The sequence below is a fragment of the Streptomyces longispororuber genome (genome assembly GCF_014656095.1).
Classification (GTDB): Bacteria; Actinomycetota; Actinomycetes; order Streptomycetales; family Streptomycetaceae; genus Streptomyces; species Streptomyces longispororuber.
The window spans coordinates 11,989-34,193 of the sequence record NZ_BNBT01000058.1 but is presented as its reverse complement, the minus strand read 5'-3'; the positions used below and the strand labels follow the sequence as shown (position 1 = coordinate 34,193).

At 73.7% G+C, this 22,205-nt stretch carries 17 protein-coding genes; 6 read left to right on the top strand and 11 right to left on the bottom strand.

Annotated elements, in window-relative coordinates:
* Positions 1–74 precede the first annotated feature (74 nt).
* On the top strand, positions 75–992 hold the full coding sequence (locus tag IE330_RS19355; protein ID WP_190137310.1) for a DUF3558 domain-containing protein: 918 nt from the start codon (positions 75–77) through the stop codon (positions 990–992).
* Positions 993–1,124: 132 nt separating this feature from the next.
* Here the strand turns inward: IE330_RS19355 and IE330_RS19350 are convergent, their stop codons facing one another.
* On the bottom strand, positions 1,125–2,066 hold the full coding sequence (locus IE330_RS19350) for a trypsin-like serine peptidase (protein WP_190137309.1): 942 nt from the start codon (positions 2,064–2,066) through the stop codon (positions 1,125–1,127).
* Positions 2,067–2,407: 341 nt separating this feature from the next.
* On the opposite strand from IE330_RS19350, the gene IE330_RS19345 reads away from it, so the two are divergent.
* Positions 2,408–4,228, top strand: a complete 1,821-nt coding sequence (locus tag IE330_RS19345) for a DUF2637 domain-containing protein (protein ID WP_373314689.1) — start codon at positions 2,408–2,410, stop codon at positions 4,226–4,228.
* A 7-nt stretch (positions 4,229–4,235) separates the two neighbouring features.
* Here the strand turns inward: IE330_RS19345 and IE330_RS19340 are convergent, their stop codons facing one another.
* Both IE330_RS19340 and lysS read right to left on the bottom strand, forming a co-directional pair.
* Positions 4,236–4,442 carry a hypothetical protein gene (locus IE330_RS19340; RefSeq protein ID WP_190137308.1) on the bottom strand — a complete coding sequence of 69 codons (207 nt, stop codon included), beginning with the start codon at positions 4,440–4,442 and terminating at the stop codon, positions 4,236–4,238.
* A 137-nt stretch (positions 4,443–4,579) separates the two neighbouring features.
* Positions 4,580–6,319, bottom strand: coding sequence for a lysine--tRNA ligase (lysS, locus tag IE330_RS19335; protein WP_308439026.1), 1,740 nt, complete (start codon positions 6,317–6,319; stop codon positions 4,580–4,582).
* 448 nt (positions 6,320–6,767) lie between these two features.
* On the opposite strand from lysS, the gene argS reads away from it, so the two are divergent.
* On the top strand, positions 6,768–8,525 hold the full coding sequence (argS, locus tag IE330_RS19330) for an arginine--tRNA ligase (protein ID WP_190137319.1): 1,758 nt from the start codon (positions 6,768–6,770) through the stop codon (positions 8,523–8,525).
* A 66-nt stretch (positions 8,526–8,591) separates the two neighbouring features.
* Here argS and IE330_RS19325 read toward each other — a convergent pair whose 3' ends face one another.
* The gene (locus IE330_RS19325; protein ID WP_190137306.1) at positions 8,592–9,797 is read right to left on the bottom strand and encodes an aminotransferase-like domain-containing protein; all 1,206 of its coding nucleotides are present in this window, start codon (positions 9,795–9,797) and stop codon (positions 8,592–8,594) included.
* A gap of 325 nt (positions 9,798–10,122) precedes the next feature.
* Positions 10,123–11,673, bottom strand: a complete 1,551-nt coding sequence (locus IE330_RS39050) for a helix-turn-helix domain-containing protein (protein ID WP_229925771.1) — start codon at positions 11,671–11,673, stop codon at positions 10,123–10,125.
* 195 nt (positions 11,674–11,868) lie between these two features.
* On the opposite strand from IE330_RS39050, the gene IE330_RS19315 reads away from it, so the two are divergent.
* The 3 genes from IE330_RS19315 (at position 11,869) to IE330_RS19305 (ending at position 14,337) form a co-directional block, all read left to right on the top strand.
* Positions 11,869–12,630 (top strand): DUF4232 domain-containing protein, encoded by a 762-nt coding sequence (locus IE330_RS19315; RefSeq protein WP_190137305.1) that lies wholly within the window; start codon positions 11,869–11,871, stop codon positions 12,628–12,630.
* A gap of 108 nt (positions 12,631–12,738) precedes the next feature.
* On the top strand, positions 12,739–13,269 hold the full coding sequence (locus IE330_RS19310) for a DUF4232 domain-containing protein (protein ID WP_190137304.1): 531 nt from the start codon (positions 12,739–12,741) through the stop codon (positions 13,267–13,269).
* A gap of 177 nt (positions 13,270–13,446) precedes the next feature.
* On the top strand, positions 13,447–14,337 hold the full coding sequence (locus IE330_RS19305; RefSeq protein WP_190137303.1) for an NAD(P)-dependent oxidoreductase: 891 nt from the start codon (positions 13,447–13,449) through the stop codon (positions 14,335–14,337).
* A 28-nt stretch (positions 14,338–14,365) separates the two neighbouring features.
* Here IE330_RS19305 and IE330_RS19300 read toward each other — a convergent pair whose 3' ends face one another.
* From IE330_RS19300 to IE330_RS19275, 6 genes are all read right to left on the bottom strand, one after another.
* Positions 14,366–15,328: a zinc-binding dehydrogenase gene (locus tag IE330_RS19300; RefSeq protein WP_190137302.1), complete on the bottom strand. Its 963-nt coding sequence runs from the start codon at positions 15,326–15,328 to the stop codon at positions 14,366–14,368.
* 141 nt (positions 15,329–15,469) lie between these two features.
* Complete coding sequence (gene hemB / locus IE330_RS19295) at positions 15,470–16,459, bottom strand: porphobilinogen synthase (RefSeq protein ID WP_190137301.1); 990 nt, start codon at positions 16,457–16,459, stop codon at positions 15,470–15,472.
* A 229-nt stretch (positions 16,460–16,688) separates the two neighbouring features.
* Positions 16,689–18,359 carry a bifunctional uroporphyrinogen-III C-methyltransferase/uroporphyrinogen-III synthase gene (locus IE330_RS19290; protein ID WP_190137300.1) on the bottom strand — a complete coding sequence of 557 codons (1,671 nt, stop codon included), beginning with the start codon at positions 18,357–18,359 and terminating at the stop codon, positions 16,689–16,691.
* The gene (gene hemC, locus IE330_RS19285; protein WP_190137299.1) at positions 18,356–19,315 is read right to left on the bottom strand and encodes a hydroxymethylbilane synthase; all 960 of its coding nucleotides are present in this window, start codon (positions 19,313–19,315) and stop codon (positions 18,356–18,358) included. Before hemC ends, IE330_RS19290 begins: the two co-directional genes overlap by 4 nt.
* Positions 19,312–20,976: a glutamyl-tRNA reductase gene (locus IE330_RS19280; protein WP_190137298.1), complete on the bottom strand. Its 1,665-nt coding sequence runs from the start codon at positions 20,974–20,976 to the stop codon at positions 19,312–19,314. Before IE330_RS19280 ends, hemC begins: the two co-directional genes overlap by 4 nt.
* Positions 20,973–21,728: a redox-sensing transcriptional repressor Rex gene (locus tag IE330_RS19275; protein WP_190137297.1), complete on the bottom strand. Its 756-nt coding sequence runs from the start codon at positions 21,726–21,728 to the stop codon at positions 20,973–20,975. Before IE330_RS19275 ends, IE330_RS19280 begins: the two co-directional genes overlap by 4 nt.
* Between the last annotated feature and the right edge of the window lie 477 nt (positions 21,729–22,205).

Sequence of the window (22,205 nt, the reverse complement as noted above, 5' to 3'; positions counted from 1 at the left end):
GTGGCTCAACGGACCCCATGGCCCGTACGCACCACCCGGCACGGACGCCACGAGCGAACACGAGTGAAGGAACCATGCACCGACCCGCACAGCGACAGCGCCAGCGACTCACCCGCGTTCTGGTGGGCGCGGCCGCCGCACCGGTGATCCTCTTCGCCTCCGCGTGCAGCGGGGACGACTCCGGCTCCGGTTCGGACGGCGCCAAGAAGGACACGGGGGCCGAGTCCTCCGCCTCGGCGCCGTCGGGCTCCGGCAAGGAGACGCCGACCGTCGAGAAGGCCGCGTTCGCCAAGCTGCCCGAGCCCTGCGAGACGCTGACGAAGAAGACGCTCGGCGACCTGGTCCCGGCGGCCAAGGACAAGTCGGGCAGGACCGGCACGTCGGACGACGTGTCCACGCGGGGCAACTGCACGTGGGAGAGCCTCGACGACAACGGCGTGGACGGCTCCCAGTTCCGCTGGCTGCGCGTGGCCCTGAACCGCTTCGAGTCGGACCAGTCCCTCGGCAGCGGCGCGAAGCGCGCGCAGGCCAACTTCACCAAGCAGGTCGCGGACGCGCAGGCCGTCAAGGGCGCCAAGAACGTGAAGACCACGCCGGTGCCGGGCACGGGTGACCAGGCGACGCTGGTCTCGTACGACCTGAAGAAGGACAAGGAGACCTTCAAGCAGCAGACGCTGGTGGCGCGGGTGGAGAACGCCGTCGTCGCCATCGACTACAACGGCGCGGGTCTCGCGGGCGACAAGCAGCCGGACGGCGGCGACCTCGCCAAGGACACGCAGAAGGCCGCGAAGGAGGCCGTCGGGGCGGTCGTCGCCGCGAACGAGCCGGGCGGCGGCGCGTCGTCGAAGGCGCCGGGGGGCGGCGCGAAGGACGACGCCAAGGACGACGCCAAGGGCGGCAAGGACGGCGCCGAGGGCGACGGCGGCAAGGGCGCCGCGCTCGACGGCGGCGAGGGCGGGGCGAAGGACGGCGCCAAGCCCAAGAGCGCGTAACGACCCCTATTCGCAGGGGTGTCACGGAGCCCGGCCGCCCGCGCGGCCGGGCTCCGGCCGTACCGGCGCGCGTCGCGGCGGCCCGGCCCCAAGCCCTGGCCGGCGGCCCCGGAGCCCCGGCCGGAGGGTGCGTCAGCGGCGCTGGGCCCGCTCGTAGACCTTCTTGGCCGTGGCGCCGAACACCTCGCCGCGCATCTCGGTCGGCGTCAGCGCGTCGAGGGCGCTGTTGACGGAGACGAGGACGCCCTTGCCGGTGGTGGCGTCGAAGTCGGTGAGCCAGGGGCCGCCGCTGGAGCCGCCGCTCATGTCGCAGGGGATGGCCTGGAGGCCGTGGGTCTTCCTGGGCTTGCCGACGCAGTGCAGGAGGCTCTCGCCGAGCTGGGGGCGGGTGGCGGAGTAGCCGAGGGCGGAGACGGTGCCGCCGACGGGGCGGTCGAAGGCGACGGCCTGGCCGCCGACGGCGTCGGTGAGCTCGCGGCCGCCCTTGTCGGGGTCGACGGTCAGCGCGGCCATGTCGTTGGTGGACTTCTTCTCCCAGGTGCGCGGGGTCGCGGCGGTGCGGACGGCGAAGGTGCCGTACGGCTTCTCGCCCTTGTGGTAGCCGGGGACGAACACCATCGCGGTGTTGGTGTTGAAGGGTGAGGAGCCGCGGCGCACGCAGTGGGCGGCGGTCATCACGGCGGAGCGGTTGGCGCTCTTGACGGCGGTGGCCGTGCACCAGGTGTCGGCCCCGTTCGCGTTGACGAAGAAGAGCCGCCCCACGGTCTTGGGCGGGGTGCCCCGCCAGGGCTTGGCCTTGGGCCCGGTCGGCCCGAGGTCCACGGACCTGCCGACGGCCTTGATGCGGGCGGGCGTCCAGTAGGCGAGGGCGTCCTTGCGCTCCTTGGCGGTGTACGACAGGACGGAGACCGGGTCGGCCGCCGCGGCGCGGGCCTGGCCCGTCGTGCCCGCCGCCAACTGCGGTGCGGCCGTCGCGGTCAGCGGGGCGGCGAGGGCGAGCACCGTACCGGCCACGGCGAGTCCCGTGGCCCGGCGACGGAGGGGCCGGATCGCTGGGGTGGGCGTCTGGGGCATGGCGGTGGTCTCCTCGGCGGGTCGCGTGCGGTGGACGGCGGCTGCCGTCCCCGTCCGGGGAGAGGGCGAACGGCCCTGTGCGGTTGGGGCTGTTGACGAGCTGTGACACAGGCGGCGGCGGACGGGGCGCACACCCGCCCGTGCCGGGGAACGCGGCCCCCGGTCCGGCGGACGCGGTCCCGCCCACGCCGCGGCACCCGTTCCCCGGGGCCCGGCGGACGCGGTCCCGCCCGCCCGCGCCGGTGCCTTCGGGGCCCGCTCCGCCCGTACCGGCTCACGCTCGCCCGCACACATGTGCCACGCTGTCGCTCGCAACAGCCGTCAGAGGGAGGGGTTCGCGGGTGGCCGCGATGCAGCTCACGCGCATGCACCGGATACTCATCGGGGTCGTCGTCTTCGGTGCGCTCGTCATCGCCGGGATCGGCTTCGCCGGGTCGTACGCGGCCGTGCGTGACCTCGCCGAGAAGAAGGGCTTCGGCGACTTCTCCTACTTCTTCCCCATCGGCATCGACGCGGGCATCTGCGTGCTGCTGGCGCTCGACCTGCTGCTGACCTGGATCCGCATCCCGTTCCCGCTGCTGCGGCAGACGGCGTGGCTGCTGACGGCGGCGACCATCGCGTTCAACGGCGCGGCGGCCTGGCCCGACCCGCTGGGCGTGGGCATGCACGCGGTCATCCCGGTGCTCTTCGTGGTCGCGGTGGAGGCGGCGCGGCACGCGATCGGCCGGATCGCGGACATCACGGCGGACAAGCACATGGAGGGCGTGCGCATGACGCGCTGGCTGCTCTCCCCGCTGCCGACGTTCCTGCTGTGGCGCCGGATGAAGCTGTGGGAGCTGCGCTCCTACGACCAGGTGATCAAGCTGGAGCAGGAACGTCTCGTCTACCAGGCGCGCCTGCGGTCCCGCTTCGGCCGCCGCTGGCGCAGCAAGGCCCCGGTGGAGTCGCTGATGCCGCTGCGGCTTGCCCGGTACGGGGTGCCGCTGGCGGAGACGGCCCCGGCGGGTCTGGCGGCGGCGGGCATCGAGCCCGCGGTGCTGCCGCCCGCCCCGGTGGCCGCCCAGCCCGAACTGGCCCCGGCACCCGTGCCGTCGGCCCCGCAGCCGTTGGCGAAGGCCGCGCCGGAGCAGCCACAGCAGCACCCCGTGCCGGGCGAGCCCGATGCCTTCACGCCACGGCAGCCCCTCCAGTCGCCTCGGGCACGCCAACAGCCCCACCCGGCACAGCAGCCACAGTCGGCCCAGCAGACCCACCCGGCACAGCAAGCGCCGCAGCACCAGGGCCGGCGTCAGGCCCAGCAGTCCGCGCGGCCTCAGCAGTCTCAGCAGCCTTCCCCGCCCCACCGGTCCCGACGCCCGGAGGGTGTCGCGGGGCCCGAGGGACCGCAGGGCCAGTGGGCTCCGGGCGAGCACGGCAGCCCGTGGTTCGCGGCGCCGCAGCAGCCGCGCGCGCAGGGCGAGGCGCCGATCTCGTACGACCCGGAGGCCCCGTACGACGAGTGGTACGAGGAGCAGGCGGCGCACGCGGAGGAGCAGTACCGGGAGCAGCAGGCGTACGACGCGCGCGAGGCACGCGGGACCCACGACGGCCACGAGACCGACGAGGCGTACGAGACGTACGAGGAGGCCGAGGCGTACGAGGAGGCGGAGGAGGCCGAGGCGTACGACGTGCGGCCGTACGCGGCGCGGGCGGCGGGGGCCGTCGAGGCCGTGGACGCCACGGACGTCGCCGGGGCGGCGGAGGCCGCGGCGGCTCCGGACGCCCGCGGGGTCCGGGTCCCGTCGGGTCCGGGCCGTACCCGCCCGCTCGCGAACGGCCGGCTGATCCCGGGCCCGCGCGAGGAGGCGCCCGGCCCCCAGCCGTCGGCGTCGGCCGCGGAGCAGCACGCCGCCGACGACGCGCTGCCCGGGCCGGGCGCCGACGGGCCCGGTCTGCCGGACGACATGACGCGCGAGGAGGCGTACTTCACGGCCTTCCGCAAGTACGTGAGCGAGATGGGCGACTACCCGAACGCCCGGCAGTTCAGCCTGTACCTGCTGGATCTGTACGGCGTGACGGGCCAGTCGGGCGGTCCGCTGACGGAGAGCACCCTGCGCCCGTACCTGCGGGACTTCCGCGACCGCTACCAGCAGGACCTGGACGCCGAGGAGCACATCGCGTGACGCCGGGTCAGCGGCGTGGGCGGACGCTGCCGCGGCGCTCGCCGAGGAACGCGAGCGCCGCGCCGAGGACGAGCAGCACGGCGTAGCCCGCCGTGGGCACGTCCCACCACTTGTGGATGAGCCCCCAGGATTCCCCCGTGAAGAGTTTGCCGAGGAGTCCGAGGGCGCCCTGGATGCCGACGACCCAGCCGACAATGGCGGTGATGTCTTTCATGTCCTCAGGCTCGCCCGCGCCGCCGCCCGGAACATCGTCCGCCGGTCGGAACTCCGGGTAGCCCGAAGGATGCACAACACCCGCCCTCCCCCGCGCGCGGCGGGGCAGGACGGGTGCGGGGCGTGCGGGCGCGGGACTCAGGCGCCCAGCAGCTTGCGGACCCGCTCGGCGCCCACGGCGAGCAGCAGCGTGGGCAGCCGCGGCCCGGTCTCGCGGGTGACGAGCAGGCGGTACAGCAGGGCGAAGAACGACCGCTGGGCGACCTTCAGCTCCGGCGTCGGCTTGGCGTCGGGCGTGAGCCCGGCCATGACCTTCGGCACGCCGTAGACGAGCGTGGTGAGGCCGTCCAGGGACCAGTGGGTGTCCAGGCCCTCCAGGAGCAGCCGCAGCGACTCGCGGCCCTCGTCGTCGAGGGAGCCGAGCAGCTCGGTGTCCGGCTCGGCGCGCACGATGGTGCGGGCGTCGGCGGGCACGTACGTGCTGATCCAGTTCTCCGCGCGGTCCAGGCGCGGCCGGACCTCGTCCAGGGAGGCCAGCGGGTTCGCCGGGTCGAGCTCGCTGAGGATGCGCAGGGTCTGGTCCTCGGCCCCGGCGGTGATGTCCGCGACGGACGCGAGCGTCCGGTACGGCAGGACACGCGGGGTGCGGGGCAGCTCACCGGCGGCGGTGCGCACGGCGCGGGCGTGCGCGGCGGCGTCGGCGGGCAGCGCCTCGCCGCCCGCGACCTTGGCCTCCAGCTTGTCCCACTCGTCGTAGAGGCGCTGGATCTCCTGGTCGAAGGCGACCTTGAAGGCCTGGTTGGGCTTGCGCCGCGCGTACAGCCAGCGCAGCAGCGGCGCCTCCATGATCTTCAGGGCGTCGGCCGGGGTGGGCACGCCGCCCTTGGAGGAGGACATCTTGGCCATGCCGCTGATGCCGACGAAGGCGTACATGGGCCCGATGGGCTGGGCCCCGCCGAAGACCTGCCGCACGATCTGCCCGCCGACGACGAAGGACGAGCCCGGGGACGAGTGGTCGACGCCGCTGGGCTCGAAGACCACGCCCTCGTAGGCCCAGCGCATGGGCCAGTCGACCTTCCAGACGAGCTTGCCGCGGTTGAACTCGCTCAGCCGGACGGTCTCCTCGAAGCCGCAGGCCGTGCACACGTACGCCATCTCCGTCGACGCGTCGTCGTAGGAGGTGACGGTGGTCAGGTCCTTCTCGCAGCGGCCGCAGTACGGCTTGTACGGGAAGTACCCGGCGGAGCCGCCGCTGCCGTCGTCCTCTGCGGCCGCGCCGGAGCCCTCCGCGGCCTCCAGCTCGGCCTCGTCGACGGGCTTCTGCTGCTGCTTGCCCTTGGGCTTGCCGGTGGCCTTGTCCTTGGTGCGGTACTGGTCGAGGATCGCGTCGATGTCGGCGCGGTGCCTCATCGCGTGCAGGATCTGCTCGCGGTACGCCCCCGAGGTGTACTGCTCGGTCTGGCTGATGCCGTCGAACTCGACGCCCAGCTCGTGCAGCGAGGCGACCATCGCGGCCTTGAAGTGCTCGGCCCAGTTCGGGTACGCGGACCCGGCGGGCGCGGGCACGGACGTCAGCGGCTTGCCGATGTGCTCCGCCCAGGACTCGTCGACGCCCGGGACGCCGGCCGGGACCTTGCGGTACCGGTCGTAGTCGTCCCAGGAGATCAGGTGCCGGACCTGGTGGCCGCGGCGGCGCATCTCGTCGGCGACCAGGTGCGGGGTCATGACCTCGCGCAGGTTGCCCAGGTGGATGGGGCCGGACGGGGACAGGCCGGAGGCGACGACGACCGGTTTGCCCGGGGCACGACGCTCCGACTCGGCGATGACCTCGTCCGCGTAGCGGGAGACCCAGTCGGTGGTATCGGTGCTCTGAGCCACGATCGGCGCCCTTCTCTTCCTGCCTCGATGCCGGTACGTACGGGCGTACCGCTGGACCCGGCCATTCTCCCACCTGCCCGGCGGACCCGGCTCTTCCCCCACCCACCCGCCCTCCACCGGCCTCCGGCCTCGTCCTCAAACGCCGGACGGGCTGAGATCGTCCGCCGCGCGCCGTCGTCGACTGACGGACACCCGACGACGACGCGTCGAGGAGATTCCAGCCCGTCCGGCGTTTGAGGACGAGGCGCGGAGCGCTGATGAAGGGGGAAAGGGGCGGAGCCCCAGACGAGGAGGGCGGGGGCCCGGGGGCGGCAGCCACCGGTTTCGGGAAGGGGCGGGCCTGGGGCGCCCCCGCGAGGGCCCCGACCGCGACGCGGAAATCCGCTGGACCCCCCGTGAAATACTGACCGTGCCCACCCACACCCTCGAGGAGAACGGCACCCACTCCATGGCCTCGGTCCAGTCCCTCACCACCTCCGTCCACCAGCGCCTCGCGGACGCCCTCTCGGCAGCCCTGCCGGACGCGGCCCCCGCCGACCCGCTGCTGCGACGTAGCGACAGGGCCGACTTCCAGGCGAACGGCATCCTCGCGCTCGCCAAGAAGCAGAAGGCCAACCCGCGCGAGCTGGCGACGAAGGTCGTCGAGGGCATCGACGCGCCGGAGCTCCTGAAGGACGTCGAGGTCTCCGGGCCCGGCTTCCTGAACATCACGGTCACCGACCGGGCGATCACGGAGACGCTCGCGGCCCGCGCGGCCGACGGCGACCGCCTGGGCGTGCCCCTGAAGGACGCGCCGGGCACCACGGTCATCGACTACGCCCAGCCGAACGTGGCGAAGGAGATGCACGTCGGCCACCTGCGCTCGGCGGTCATCGGCGACGCGCTGCGCGGCATGCTCGACTTCACGGGCGAGAAGACGGTCGGCCGGCACCACATCGGCGACTGGGGCACCCAGTTCGGCATGCTCATCCAGTACCTGATCGAGAACCCGGACGAGCTCGCCCCGGAGACCGACACGGACGGCGAGCAGGCCATCTCGAACCTGAACCGGGTCTACAAGGCCTCGCGCGCGGTCTTCGACGCGGACGAGGAGTTCAAGGAGCGGGCCCGCAGGCGGGTCGTCGCCCTGCAGTCCGGCGACGAGGAGACCCTCGCCCTGTGGCAGCGGTTCGTGGACGAGTCGAAGGTCTACTTCTACTCGGTCTTCGAGAAGCTGGACATGGAGATCCGCGACGAGGAGATCGTCGGCGAGTCCGCGTACAACGACATGATGGCGGAGACGGCGCGGCTCCTGGAGGAGTCGGGCGTGGCGGTGCGCTCGGAGGGCGCGCTCGTCGTGTTCTTCGACGACATCAAGGGCAAGGACGACAAGCCGGTCCCGCTGATCGTGCAGAAGGCGGACGGCGGCTTCGGCTACGCGGCGTCGGACCTGTCCGCGATCCGCAACCGCGTCTTCGAGGTCGGCGCGACGACGCTGCTGTACGTGGTGGACGTGCGGCAGTCCCTGCACTTCCGGATGGTGTTCGAGACGGCGCGGCGCGCGGGCTGGCTGAACGACGACGTCACCGCGCACAACATGGGCTACGGCACGGTGCTCGGCGCGGACGGCAAGCCGTTCAAGACGCGTGCGGGCGAGACCGTGCGCCTGGAGGACCTGCTCGACGAGGCGGTGCAGCGGGCCGCCGAGGTCGTGCGCGAGAAGGCGCAGGACCTCACCGAGGACGAGATCCAGGAGCGGGCCGCGCAGGTCGGCATCGGCGCGGTGAAGTACGCGGACCTGTCGACGTCCCCGAGCCGTGACTACAAGTTCGACCTGGACCAGATGGTGTCGCTCAACGGCGACACGTCGGTGTACCTGCAGTACGCGTACGCCCGGATCCAGTCGATCCTGCGCAAGGCGGGCGACGCGCGGCCGGCGGCGCACCCCGAGCTGGCGCTCGCCCCGGCGGAGCGGGGGCTCGGCCTGCACCTGGACGCGTTCGGGGACACGGTCTTCGAGGCGGCGGCGGAGTACGCGCCGCACAAGCTGGCGGCGTACCTGTACCAGCTCGCGTCGCTGTACACGACGTTCTACGACAAGTGCCCGGTGCTCAAGGCGGACACGGAGGAGCAGAAGGAGAACCGGCTGTTCCTCTGCGACCTCACGGCCCGCACCCTGCACCGGGGCATGGCGCTGCTCGGCATCAGGACGCCCGAGCGCCTGTAGTGGTCGCCGCCGCCCCCGCCCCCGCCACGGCCGGGGCGGGGGCGGCCACCGGTCGCCGGGCCGCGGTCAGGCCAGGCCGAGCCGCAGCCGGCGCAGCCCTTCCGCGATCTCCTCGGGGGTCTGCGTGACGAAGCACAGCCGCAGCGTCGCGGGGTCGGGGGCGCCCGCGCAGAACGGCGCCCCGGGCACGTAGGCGACGTTCTGCGCGACCACGGCCCGCAGTCGCTCCGTGGCGTCGTACCCGTCGGGCAGCCGCACCCACAGGAACATCCCGCCCTCGGGGCGGTTCCACGTGGAGCCCGCGGGCAGCGCGTCCGCGAGGCCCTCGAGCATCGCGTCCCGCCGCTGCCCGTACACGGCGGCGACCCGCGCCACGTGCGCGTCCAGGTCGCGGTGCGTGAGGTACCAGGCGGCGGCGAGCTGGTTGATGGTGGGCGTGTGCAGGTCGGCGGCCTGCTTGACGATGGCGCAGGCGCGCCGCAGCGCGGCGGGGGCGCGCAGCCAGCCGAGCCGCAGCCCGGGCGCCATCACCTTGGAGAAGCTGCCGAGCAGCGCGGTGCGGTCCTCGGCGCCGGGCCGGGAGGCCATCCACGGCACCCGGTCGCCCTCGAAGCGCAGCTCCCCGTACGGGTCGTCCTCGACGATCCACAGCCCGCACCGCCCGGCCACCTCGGCGACGGCGGCGCGCCGCTCCAGGGGCATGGTCCGCCCGCTCGGGTTCTGGAACGTCGGCACGGTGTACAGCAGCTTCGGGCGGTGCTCGGCGACCAGCGCCTCCAGCGCCCCGGGGTCGATGCCGTGCTCGTCGCCCGGTACGGCCACCACGCGCGCGCCCACGAAGGCGAACACCTGGAGCGCCGCCAGGTAGCAGGGGTTCTCGACGAGCACGGTGTCGCCGGGCTCGACGAGCGCGGTCGCTATCAGCGACAGGGCCTGCTGCGAGCCGGAGGTGACGAGGATGTCGTCGGGGTGGGTGGCCAGGCCGCGCTCGGCGTAGCGGTCGGCGATCAGGGCGCGCAGGGCGGGTTCGCCCTCGGTCGTCGAGTACTGCAGGGCCTGTCCGGGCGACTCGGCGAGGACGGCCTGGTACGCGGCGGCGACGCCGTCCCTGTCGAAGAGCTCGGGCGCGGGCAGGCCGCCGGCGAAGTTGATGACCTCAGGGCGTGAGGTGACCGCGAGGATGTCACGTACCGGCGAGCCGCCGACGGAGGCGGCGCGGGCCGCGAGGGCCGGGACGGGAGTGGTGCGGGGCGCGGGGGCGGTGGCGGTCATCAGCGGCTCCTTCGGTTTTCAGGCAGCCTAAGCGCCTCAGTGACGCCTACAAGAGCGGTTTCGCGATACGGACGCGCCGCCCCGGGCGCGCCCGCGGGACCCGGCCCGCGCCCTGCCCGCACGCGTCCGGCCCGCCCCTCTGCCGGAGCCCGGGGCTCCACTCCACGGAAGCGCTCACACCGCTTTTCTGCGCACGCTGCTCGTCCGGGCTCGCCGCCTTGGTTGTCCTCGCCGTCCTTGTGCCGCCGCGCCCCTCGCCGTCCGGCCCCCTGGGCCGCCCGTGGCCCCCTGGGCCGACGGTGGCCCCCTGGGCCGACGGTGGCCGCTACTCGTCCGCCTCGTGCTCGCCCCCGTTGGGGTCGCGGCGCATCTTCACCCACTTCCTCTTGTCGAGGGACCAGCCGTAGGTCGGGTTGTCCGGGGCCGCCGACGTGCGGAACGGCTGGCCCTTGTCGTCGATGACGAGCGTCCCGTGCCGGCCGCCGCTCGACCACTCCAGCTCCAGGTACCAGCGCACGTCCCGGGTCTTCGCCTCGGCGTAGACGTAGAAGGCCTCGACGTCGCTCTCGCTGACCGTGTAGGGGAAGGAGTCGCCGCCCTGCGGGACCAGGGCGGGCTGCCCGTTGTCCAGGCGTACGTCGAAGACGTGCTTGGCCACGCCGCCGCCGCAGCCCGCGCCGATGAAGCCCATGTCGTAGCTGTTCCAGTCGGGCGGCGCGGCCCTGCCGACGACCCGGACGCTCAGGGAGTTGAGCACGACGGTGTCCTCGCCCGTCCCCTGGACGGTGAACTTCACGCCCTGCTCGCCGGCCGCGACCGCGCCGAACGCGGACACCCAGCTCTCGGCGTCCTGCTCGCCGGGCGGCGTGGGCAGCCGGTCCGGGGGGCGGTTGATGAGGTACGGGTATCCGCAGGGGCTGTCCCAGTACTGCGACTGGGCGGAGACGGTGACGGGTGCGCGGCCGGAGGCGCTGCCCGGGGCCTCGCCCTGGCCGTGGGAGCCAGGAGCCCGGCCTTCGCCGCCCTCGCCGCCCTTCCCGTTCCCCGGGCCCTTCGCCGGGCCGCCGTCCTTCCCGGCCCCTGCCTCCTTGTCGGCGGCCTTCCCCTTGCCCTTCGACGGCCCGGTGGAGGCGGCGGCGGAGGGCTTGCCGGACGGGTCCCCCTCGCCCGTCGTGGACGGCGGGCGCTCGGTGCCGCCCGTACGGGGCCCGGCGTCCGCGGCGGCGTTCCTCCCGTCGCCGCCGGAACCGTCCGACGCGCCGTGCACGGCGAGCGCGGTGCCGCCGAGGGCGAGGACGACACCGACGGCGGCGAGCACGACGAGGCGCTGCCGCTTGCGGCGTGGGAGGCGGGGGCCGGTCCGGAGCCGGGGCGTCGTGTGCGGGTCCGGAGTCGGCATCGGCTCCGGTTCCGGTTCCGGTTCCGGTTCTGGTTCCGGTTCTTGTTCTGGTGCCGGTGATGATTCCGGTGCGAGTTCCGACCCGGGCTGCGGCTGCGGCTGCGGCTGCGGCTGCGGCTGCGGCTCCGAGGGTGGCTGCGACCGCGCGGCACCGCTCGCGGGGGCGGTGGCCTCAGGCCCGGCGGGCGTCGCGGGCCGGGCCCCCGTCGGCGGCTCCGCCTTCCGGCCCCGGGTCGCGTCGGCGACGATCCACCTCCGGTGGACCTCCACCAGCTCCTCGGGTCTGGCCTTGCACAGACGGGCCAGCCGCTCCAGCGGAGCGAACTCCGTCGGTACGGCGGTGCCGTTCACGTAGCGGTGCAGCGTCGACGTGCTCACGTGCAGCCGCTTGGCCAGCACGCCGTAGCTGAGCCCGGAACGCTCCTTGAGTTCCCGCAGCAACTCGGCGAGATCGCCCGCCCCCACGTCGTCCTCCATCCCGCGCCACCGTTCCAGGTGACGCCTATTCCCCCAGGTCAGTGCCGTTGCAAGCGTTCCAGTGTCCCCGATGCCGCGGCAACGCTAACGGCTGGGACACAACGCCGCGCAAGCTGTGGGTCATCCAAGCACGCCGCTTCCGGAAGTCCGTCCGAGCGGCTCGCGTCTACCCCGTCACACGAGAAGAGACCCGCCATGCGTGCGCCCCTCCGACGTCCCCGTACCCGCCTGTTCGCCGCCGCGGCGCTCGCGGTCGCCGCGCTCTCGCTCACGGCGTGCGACAACGACGAAGGCACCCGGGACGAGGGCGCCGCGAAGCCCACGCAGTCGGCGGGGCAGCAGTCGGGCGGCACCGACGGCGGCGCGAGCGCCGACTCCGGCGCGAACACCGGAAGCAGCGGCTCCGGCGGCACGTCGGGCTCCACCGGCTCCTCCGGTTCCTCCGGAAGCGCCACCGGCGGCTCCGGCGGAACGGGTGGCTCCGGCAGCTCAGGCAAGGCCTCCGCGGGAGCGTCCGGCGCCAAGGACGCCGACCCCTACGCCCCGGCGAACCGCGTGCCCTGCACCGCCGCCAACACCTCCGTCACCGCGACCCCGGTCCAGCGGCCCCTCAACTACATGCTCCTGACCGTCACCAACACCGGCTCCAAGATGTGCGACCTGAAGGGCTACCCGCGCCTCCAGTTCGAGGACGCGCAGTCCGTCCCGCCGGTCATCGAGGAGACCAAGCCGCAGGCGGTCACCTCGCTCAAGCCGGGCGCGAAGGGCTACGCCGGCGTGATCCTCTCGGCCGGCGACGGCAGCGGCGGCGAGGGCCGCACCGCCCAGAGCCTCAAGGTCGGCTTCGAGGGCAGCGACCGGATGGCCGACGCCATGCTCCAGGCCAAGGGCGTGCACGTGGACGACAAGCTGCGCGTCACCTACTGGCTGAGCAGCTCGACCGACGCGCTCAACTGACCCCCGCCGCGGAACCTCCGCCGCAGTACAAGCCGGAAGAGACCGGCGGACCGACCAGCCGACCGACCGACCAACCGACGAAACAACCAGAAGGAACAGGAACCCACCATGCGCAAGACCCACCGCACCGCGGCCGTCCTCGCCACCCTCACCGCCGCGCTCTCCCTCACCACCCTCGCCGGTACGTCGGCGACCGCCGCGCCCGCCAAGGCGGCGGCCACCGTCACGTGCACCGCCGCCAACACCAAGGTGACCGTCCAGGAGGTGCAGCGTCCGCTGAACCACCTGCTCCTGACGGCCAAGAACACCGGCACGAAGACGTGCTACGCGTACAACGCCCCGTTCCTGCGCTTCGACGACGCGCAGTCGTCCATCCGCGTCATCGAGGACAGCGCGCCGCAGTCGGTCATCGCCCTGAAGCCCGGCGAGAGCGCGTACGCGGGCATCGGCACCTCGTCGGCGGAGGGCTCGGAGGGCTACCAGGCCGACAAGCTCGGCGTGCTCTTCTCCAACCGCGCGATGGACGGCGGCGCGGGCTCCGTGACGTACCCGAAGCTCCCGGCGGGCGGCGTGTACGTGGACAGCTCGGCCTTCGTCACCTACTGGCAGCCGAACCCGGCGGACGCCCTGGTCTGGTGACCTCCCGGCACCCGCGCACCACCCCGTGCGAACCTCTCGGTAAGTACCCCACTTAATAGTCGGTACTTGTCGGAAGTCCGGTGCGGACAGAGGATCGAGGCATTCCCGGCGAGCGAGCCCCCGTACTCCGGTACGGGGGCTCCTCCGCGGCCCGACCGGAGCATCGAAGGAGCCCCCATGTCCGCCACCGCCCACACCCCCGCCGAGCGTCCCGTCTCCGTCCTGGGCCTCGGCATGATGGGGTCCGCCCTGGCCGCCGCGCTGCTCAAGGCGGGCCACCCGACCACGGTCTGGAACCGTACGGCCGCCAAGACGGGCCCCCTGGTCGCCCAGGGCGCGCTCCCGGCGGACACGGCCGCCGCGGCGGTCACCGCGGCCCCGCTGGTGATCGTCTGCCTCACGACCAACGACGACGTGCACAAGCTGCTCGCGCCCCTCGCCGGGGAACTGCGCGGCCGCACCCTGGTGAACGTCACCAACGGCACGCCCGGCCAGGCCCGTGAGCTGGCCGGATGGGCCCGGGACCACGGCGTCGCGTACGTGGACGGCGGCATCATGGCGATCCCGCAGATGATCGCGACGCCGGGCGCGTACATCCTCTACAGCGGCGACGAGCAGGCCTACGCCGAGCACCGCGAGACGCTCGCGGCACTGGCCGGCACCAGGTGGGTCGGCACGGACGCGGGGCTCGCGGCGCTGTGGGACCTGTCGCTGCTCACCGGCATGTACGGCATGGTGATGGGCGTGGCGCAGGCGTTCGCGATGACGGGCCGGGCGGGCGTGGCGCCGAAGGAGTTCGCGCCGCTGCTCGCCGAGTGGATCACCGCGATGGTCCACGGGATCGTGCCCGGCACGGCCGAGGCCCTGGAGTCCGGGCAGCACCTGACGGACGTGTCCAGCCTGGCGGTCAATCAGGCGGCGTTCCCCAACCTGCTTGCCGCCTTCGCCGAACAGGGCGTGAGCGACGAGCTGTTCGCCGGGCTGCAGCCCCTCCTGGACCGCGCCGTCGCGGAGGGGTACGCCGCCGACGGCCTGTCGCGCCTGTCCGAGCTGCTGAAGACGCAGTAGGGCATCCGGGCGCCGAACCGCCACGGCATCACGGGACGAGCACCACCTTGCCGGTGGTCTCCCGGCGTTCGAGGGCCGCGTGCACCTCGGCGGCGTGGGACAGCGGGAAGGACTGCACCGCCGGGACGAGGTCGCCGCGCGCGGCGGCGGCGAGGGCGCGGCGCTCCTGTCCTGGCCGGTCCTCGGGCCGGGCGAGCAGTTCGAGCAGGGCGTCGACGTGACGGACCCGGTCGGTGGCGGGGGCGAAGCCGACCTGCGAGGCGGCGCCGATGGACACGAACCGCCCGCCGTCGGCGACGAGTTCGTACGCGGTGGCGGCGACGGCACCGCCGACGCCGTCCACGACGGCGGTCAAGGGCCGCTCGGCGCCGAGGAGTTCGCGGACGGCGTCGTCCCAGCCGTCCTGACGGTAGTCGACGGCGTGGGCGCCGAGCGCGCGCACGGCGCCGCTCTTGGCGCCGCCGCCCGCGGCGCCCACCACGGTGGCGCCCGCGGCGAGCGCGTGCTGGACGACGAGGCGCCCGACACCCCCGGCGGCGGAGGTCACCAGGACCACGTCGGCGGCGGTGAGGCGCGCGATGTCGAGCAGGCCGACGGCGGTGCTGCCGGTGACGACCATGGCGACGGCGGCCTGGAACCCGAGGCCGTCGGGGAGCGGATGCACCTCGTCGAGCCCGGCGACGGCCAGCTCGGCGTAGCCGCCGGGCGTCCCGTGGGCGGTCACCACGGACCGCCCCAGCCAGGAGGTGTCGACGCCGGGGCCCGCCGCGTCGACGACCCCGGCGACCTCCCCGCCGAAGACGTGGGGCAGCTCGGGCAGCGGCGGGGCCAGCTCACCGGCGGCGCCCGCCCGCAGCACGGTCTCGATGAAGTGGACGCCCGCCGCCCGGACGGCGATCCGGACCTGGCCCGGCCCCGGTTCGGGGTCGGGCAGGACCTCCTGGCGGAGGTTGTGGGCGGGGCCGAACTCGCGCAGTACAACGGCGTGCATGGGGTCCTCCCGAGGGGGCGGCGAACGCTTCGACACGCCCCACTCTGAAACTTCAACCAAAGGTGAAGTCAAGCGCGCACCCCCGCGGCCCCGGACCGGCGGCACCCGGCGACGGCACCCCGGCGCACCGGACCCGGCGGCTCAGAGCTGCCGCGCGACCTCCGTGGCCCAGTAGGTGAGGATCAGGTTGGCCCCGGCCCGCTTGATCCCGGTCAGCGACTCCATGATCGCCTTGTCCCGGTCGATCCAGCCGCGCTGGGCGGCGGCCTCGATCATCGCGTACTCGCCGGAGATCTGGTACGCGGCCACGGGCACGTCCACGTGGTCCGCCACCTTGGCGACGATGTCCAGGTAGGGCCCGGCGGGCTTGACCATCACCATGTCGGCGCCCTCCTCCAGGTCGAGCGCCAGCTCCCGCAGGGACTCGCGGCTGTTGGCCGGGTCCTGCTGGTAGGTCTTGCGGTCGCCCTTCAGCGAGGAGCCGACGGCCTCACGGAAGGGGCCGTAGAACGCGGAGGAGTACTTCGCGGTGTACGCGAGCACGGCGACGTCCTCGTGCCCGGTCTGGTCCAACGCGTCGCGGATGACGCCGATCTGGCCGTCCATCATCCCGCTCGGCCCGACCACGTGCGCGCCCGCGTCGGCCTGGACCTGCGCCATCTCGGCGTACCGCTCCAGGGTGGCGTCGTTGTCGACGCGCCCCCGGTCGTCGAGGACCCCGCAGTGCCCGTGGTCGGTCGTCTCGTCCAGGCACAGGTCGGACATGACGACGAGGTCGTCACCGACCTCGGCCCGCACGTCGCGCAGGGCGACCTGGAGGATCCCGTCGGGGTCGGTGCCCGCCGTGCCGAGGGCGTCCTTCTTGGCCTCCTCCGGCACGCCGAACAGCATGATCCCCGAGACCCCGGCCTCCAGCGCCTCCACGGCGGCCTTCTTCAGCGTGTCCCGGGTGTGCTGGACGACGCCCGGCATCGCGTCGATCGGCACGGGCTCGCTGATCCCCTCCCGCACGAAGGCGGGCAGGATCAGATCGGCCGGGTGCAGCCGCGTCTCGGCGACCATGCGCCGCATCGCGGGGCTGGTCCGCAGCCGCCGGGGCCGCGAACCGGGAAACGAACCGTAGGTGCTCACTTGTCCACCTCACCGTAGAACGATTGCTTGGCCCTGCGCCCGGCCTGGTCGGCCTGCGGCCTCGTCCTCAAACGCCGGACGGGCTGAACATCCTCAGCGCGGCCCGGTGAAGAGTTCCAGCCCGTCCGGCGTTTGAGGACGAGGCGCGGAGCGCCGATTCCGGGGGTCCAGGGGGCGGAGCCCCCTGGTTCGGGAAGGGCGGGCCTGAGGCGCACCCCGCGAGGGCACCCTACGGCGCCGCCGCCCGCCGTCTGCGGGCCCCGGGCCGCCGCTCACTGGGCCGCGTCACCGGATCGCCCGCCTCCAGGGCGGCCACCCGCCGCCGCGCCCCGAACTCCGCGAGCGCCGCCGCCAGCTTGTGCACGGACGGCTCCGGAGCCATCACGTCCACCCGCAGCCCGTGCTCCTCCGCGGTCTTCGCGGTGGCGGGCCCGATACAGGCGATGACGGTCACGTTGTGCGGCTTGCCGGCGATGCCGACCAGGTTCCGCACGGTGCTGCTGGAGGTGAAGAGCACGGCGTCGAAGCCGCCGCCCTTGATGGCCTCGCGGGTCTCCGCGGGCGGCGGCGAGGCCCGTACGGTCCGGTAGGCGGTGACGTCGTCGACCTCCCACCCGAGGTCGATCAGGCCCGCGACCAGGGTCTCCGTGGCGATGTCGGCACGCGGCAGGAACACCCGGTCGATCGGGTCGAAGACGGGGTCGTACGGCGGCCAGTCCTCCAGGAGGCCGGCCGCGGACTGCTCGCCGCTCGGCACCAGGTCCGGCTTCACGCCGAAGGCGATCAGCGCCGCCGCGGTCTGCTCGCCCACGGCGGCGACCTTGATGCCCGCGAAGGCCCGGGCGTCGAGCCCGTACTCCTCGAACTTCTCGCGCACCGCCTTGACCGCGTTGACCGAGGTGAAGGCGATCCACTCGTAGCGCCCGGTCACCAGGCCCTTCACGGCCCGCTCCATCTGCTGGGGCGTGCGCGGCGGCTCGACGGCGATCGTCGGCACCTCGTGCGGCACCGCGCCGTACGAGCGCAACTGGTCGGAGAGCGACGCCGCCTGCTCCTTCGTGCGCGGTACGAGCACCCGCCAGCCGAACAGCGGCTTCGACTCGAACCACGAGAGCTGGTCGCGCCGGGCCGCGGCGGAGCGCTCACCGACCACGGCTATGACGGGGCGGCCGCCGTCGGGCGAGGGCAGGACTTTCGCCTGCTTGAGGACCTGGGCGATGGTGCCGAGCGTCGCCGTCCAGGTGCGCTGGCGCGTCGTCGTACCGGCGACCGTGACGGTCATCGGGGTGTCGGGCTTGCGCCCGGCGGACACCAGCTCGCCGGCGGCCGCGGCCACCGAGTCCAGGGCCGTGGAGACGACGACCGTGCCGTCGGAGGCGCCGACCTCGCTCCAGCACCGGTCGGACGCGGTCCGCGCGTCGACGAACCGCACGTCCGTGCCCTGCGCGTCCCGCAGCGGCACCCCGGCGTACGCGGGCACGCCGACCGCGGTCGCGATGCCCGGCACCACCTCGAAGGGGATGCCCTCGGCGGCGCAGGCGAGCATCTCGTCGGCGGCGTCCGTGTCCAGGCCGGGGTCGCCGGTCACCGCACGCACGACCCGCTTGCCGCCCCGCGCGGCCGCCATGACAAGATTGGCGGCAGCCTCGGCCGGGGCGGCGGACGGCACTTGAGCGCCCTCTGACGTGCCGTCAGCCTGCTGCCGCAGAGGTGTGTCCACACCCCCTCGCGCGTGGACGCGTACGACATCGAGAACATCCGGCTCGGCGATCAGCACATCCGCTCGGGCCAGCGCCTCGACGGCGCGCAGGGTCAGCAGTCCCGGATCTCCGGGTCCGGCACCGAGGAAGGTGACGTGCCCGTGTGCGGGAAGGCCGGGAAGGTTCGAGGTGGGGCTCAAAGTGCTCGCTCCCCCATCAGACCGGCCGCGCCCTTGGCGAGCATCTCGGCGGCGAGTTCCCGCCCAAACGCCGTCGCCTGGTCTTCCGTCCGAGGCACGGGACCGGTGGTCGATAGCTGCACCAGCGACGAGCCGTCGGTGGCACCGACGACGCCGCGCAGGCGCATTTCCTTGACAATCTGCCCGTCGGCCAGGACGTCGGCCAACGCGCCCACAGGTGCGCTGCAGCCGGCCTCCAGGGCGGCGAGCAGGGATCGCTCGGCGGTCACGGCGACCCGCGTGAACGGGTCGTCGAGCTCGGCGAGCGCGGCGACGAGGTCCGCGTCGGACGCGGCGCACTCGATCGCCAGTGCCCCCTGGCCGGGGGCGGGCAGAACCATGTCGACCGACAGGAAGTCGGTCACCTCGTCGAGCATGCCGACGCGGCTGAGGCCGGCGGCGGCCAGGACGACGGCGTCGAGCCGCCCGTCGCGCACGTACCCGATGCGGGTCTCGATGTTCCCGCGGATCGGCGCCGTCTCGACGGAGCGGCCGTGAGCGCGGGCGTACGCGTTGAGCTGCGCCATGCGGCGCGGCGAGCCGGTGCCCACCCGGGCCCCGTCCGGCAGCTCCGCGAAGGTCAGGCCGTCGCGCGCCACCAGCACGTCCCGCGGGTCCTCGCGCACCGGCAGCGCGGCGAGCACGAACTCCTCGGGCTGCGCGGTCGGCAGGTCCTTCAGCGAGTGCACGGCGAAGTCGACCTCGCCGTCGCGCAGCGCGTCCCGCAGCGCGGTCGCGAACACACCGGTGCCGCCGATCTGCGCGAGGTGCTCGCGCGAGGTGTCGCCGTACGTGGTGATCTCGACGAGCTCGACGGGGCGCCCCGTCACCTGCCGGACCCTCTCGGCGACCTGACCGGACTGGGCCATGGCGAGCTTGCTGCGCCTGGTCCCCAGCCTGAGTGCCCTGTCGGTCATGCCCGGCCTCGCTTCGGGTCGTCGTTCTGGTGGTGCTGGTCGTTCTGGTTGCCCGGGGCGACCGGGACCTCGCGCAAGTGGTCGGCCCGGGACACGGCCGCGACCGTCTCGGGGTCCAGGTCGAAGAGCGTGCGCAGCGCGTCCGCGTACCCGGCGCCACCGGGCTCGCTGGCGAGCTGCTTCACCCGTACCGTCGGCGCGTGCAGCAGCTTGTCGACGACGCGGCGCACCGTCTGCGTGATCTCGGCGCGCTCCTTGTCGCCGAGCTCCGGCAGGCGCCCGTCGAGCCGGGCGATCTCGCCGGCCACGACATCGGCGGCCATGGTGCGCAGCGCGACCACGGTCGGCGTGATGTGCGCGGCCCGCTGGGCGGCGCCGAACGCCGCGACCTCGTCGGAGACGATCGTGCGGACGGCGTCCACGTCGGCGGCCATCGGCGCGTCGGCGGAGGCCTCCGCCAGGGACTCGATGTCGACGAGGCGCACGTGCTCGACGCGGTGCGCGGCGGCGTCGATGTCCCGCGGCATGGCCAGGTCGAGCAGGGCAAGCGCGACGGTGCGGGGCGCGACGTGAGCGGGTGCCACGGCCGTGGCGGTGCGGGGCGCGGCCCCGCCGCCCACCGCGGGGCTGTTGTCGACGAGCGCGCCGTGCTGCACGTACGCGGTGGCGTCGCCGATCCCCGGTTCGGCGGCGGTGGCGCCGGGGGTCTCGGCGGGGCCGCCGGGCGTGAGGACGCAGGCGTCCTCGGCGCAGGGCCGGTCCGCGCCGCCGCCGACCGCGTGCGTGGAGCCCTGGCCGGGGACCGTCGGCGCGGGGGCGCACGCCCGGCCGCCCACGGCCGCCGCGACGTCGGCGCCGGTGAGCACCAGGCCCGTCGCGCCGGTGCAGGACACGGCCACGTCGGCACGTGTCAGCTCTGCCGCCACCGCGTCCATGGCGACGGCGCGGGCGCGCACGCCGGTGCCGCCCTCGGTGAGGTTCCGCGCGAGCCGCTCGGCCCGCTCCAGGGTGCGGTTGGCGATGACGACCTCGCCGACGCCGGAGCGCGCGAGGGTCGCCGCCGCCAGGGACGACATGGAGCCCGCGCCGATCACCAGGGCGCGCTTGCCCTTGGCCCACACGTCCACCGGCTCGCGCCCGGCGAGCTGCTCCAGGCCGAAGGTCACCAGGGACTGCCCGGCCCGGTCGATGCCGGTCTCCGAGTGCGCCCGCTTGCCGACCCGCAGGGCCTGCTGGAACAGGTCGTTCAGGAGTCGCCCGGCGGTGTGCAGGACCTGCGCGCGCGCCAGGGAGTCCTTGATCTGGCCGAGGATCTGCCCCTCGCCCACGACCATCGAGTCGAGCCCGCACGCCACCGAGAACAGGTGGTGCACCGCCCGGTCCTCGTAGTGCACGTAGAGATAAGGGGTGAGCTCCTCCAGGCCGACGCCGCTGTGCCGGGCGATCAGCGTGGACAGCTCGGCCACGCCCGCGTGGAACTTGTCCACGTCGGCGTACAGCTCGATGCGGTTGCAGGTGGCGAGCACGGCGGCCTCGGCCGCGGGCTCCGCGGCGACCGTGTCGTGCAGCAGCTCGGCCTGCGCCTCGGCGGTCAGCGCGGCCCGCTCCAGGACGCTCACGGGGGCACTGCGGTGGCTGAGGCCTACGACGAGGAGGCTCATGCCGGCATCACGGCGGGGACGTCCCCGTCGGGTCCCTTGCGGTGCTCCTGGGCGGCGGCGGGCGCGGCGGTGCCGTCGCCGGAGCCCTCCTCGCCGGCCTTGCGCTGCTCGTGGAAGGCGAGGATCTGCAGCTCGATGGAGAGGTCGACCTTGCGTACGTCGACGCCGTCGGGCACCGAGAGCACGGTCGGGGCGAAGTTCAGGATGGACGTGACGCCCGCGGCGACGAGCCGGTCGCACACCTGCTGGGCGGCGCCGGCGGGGGTCGCGATCACGCCGATCGAGACACCGTTGTCCGTGATGATCTTCTCGAGGTCGTCGGTGTGCTGCACCGGCATGCCCGCGACGGGCTTGCCCGCCATCGCCGGGTCCGCGTCGATGAGGGCGGCCACGCGGAAACCGCGCGAGGCGAACCCGCCGTAATTGGCCAGGGCCGCGCCGAGGTTGCCGATGCCGACGATGACAACCGGCCAGTCCTGGGTCAGGCCGAGCTCGCGGGAGATCTGGTAGACGAGGTACTCGACGTCGTAGCCGACGCCCCGCGTGCCGTACGAGCCGAGGTAGGAGAAGTCCTTGCGCAGCTTCGCGGAGTTGACCCCCGCGGCGGCCGCGAGCTCCTCGGAGGAGACCGTGGGTACGGAGCGCTCCGACAGTGCGGTCAGCGCCCTCAGGTACAGCGGAAGCCGGGCGACGGTGGCCTCGGGGATCCCTCGGCTACGGGTCGCCGGTCGGTGAGTTCGGCCAGTTGCCACGGTGCTCCTGCGGGTAGAGCGGGGCTGTAGGCGGACTGGCACCACTCGTCGTGTCCCAAGACCGCCCCGTCGAATGCAGGCTATGTCTTTGTGAACGCGTGCACAAAGATGGTGTCCGATTTGCCCGGCCAACGTGACCGGGGTCACGCACTCCCGGAGCACTTTTCGGGAACCGGCGCGCGGCCAGGAACGACCTTCATCCGACGGGGGCAAAACCGCACACACTCCTCACGATCCTCGCCCCCGAGATCTCGAACCGACCCTCGATGCTAGACGACTTTCCGGACAGGTCCGGACGTCGTAACCAGCCATCGGCACCGCACCCCATCTCGCGCGAGCCGGATACCGCCGCCGCCCGGATGGCCGGATACCGCCCCTGGACGCACCGGCCGCGAGAACGCGGCCGGGCCCCTCCACGGCGGGGACGCTCCGGGCGCCCCGGCACGGCGCCCCCGCGAGGACGTGTCCCGGCGCGAC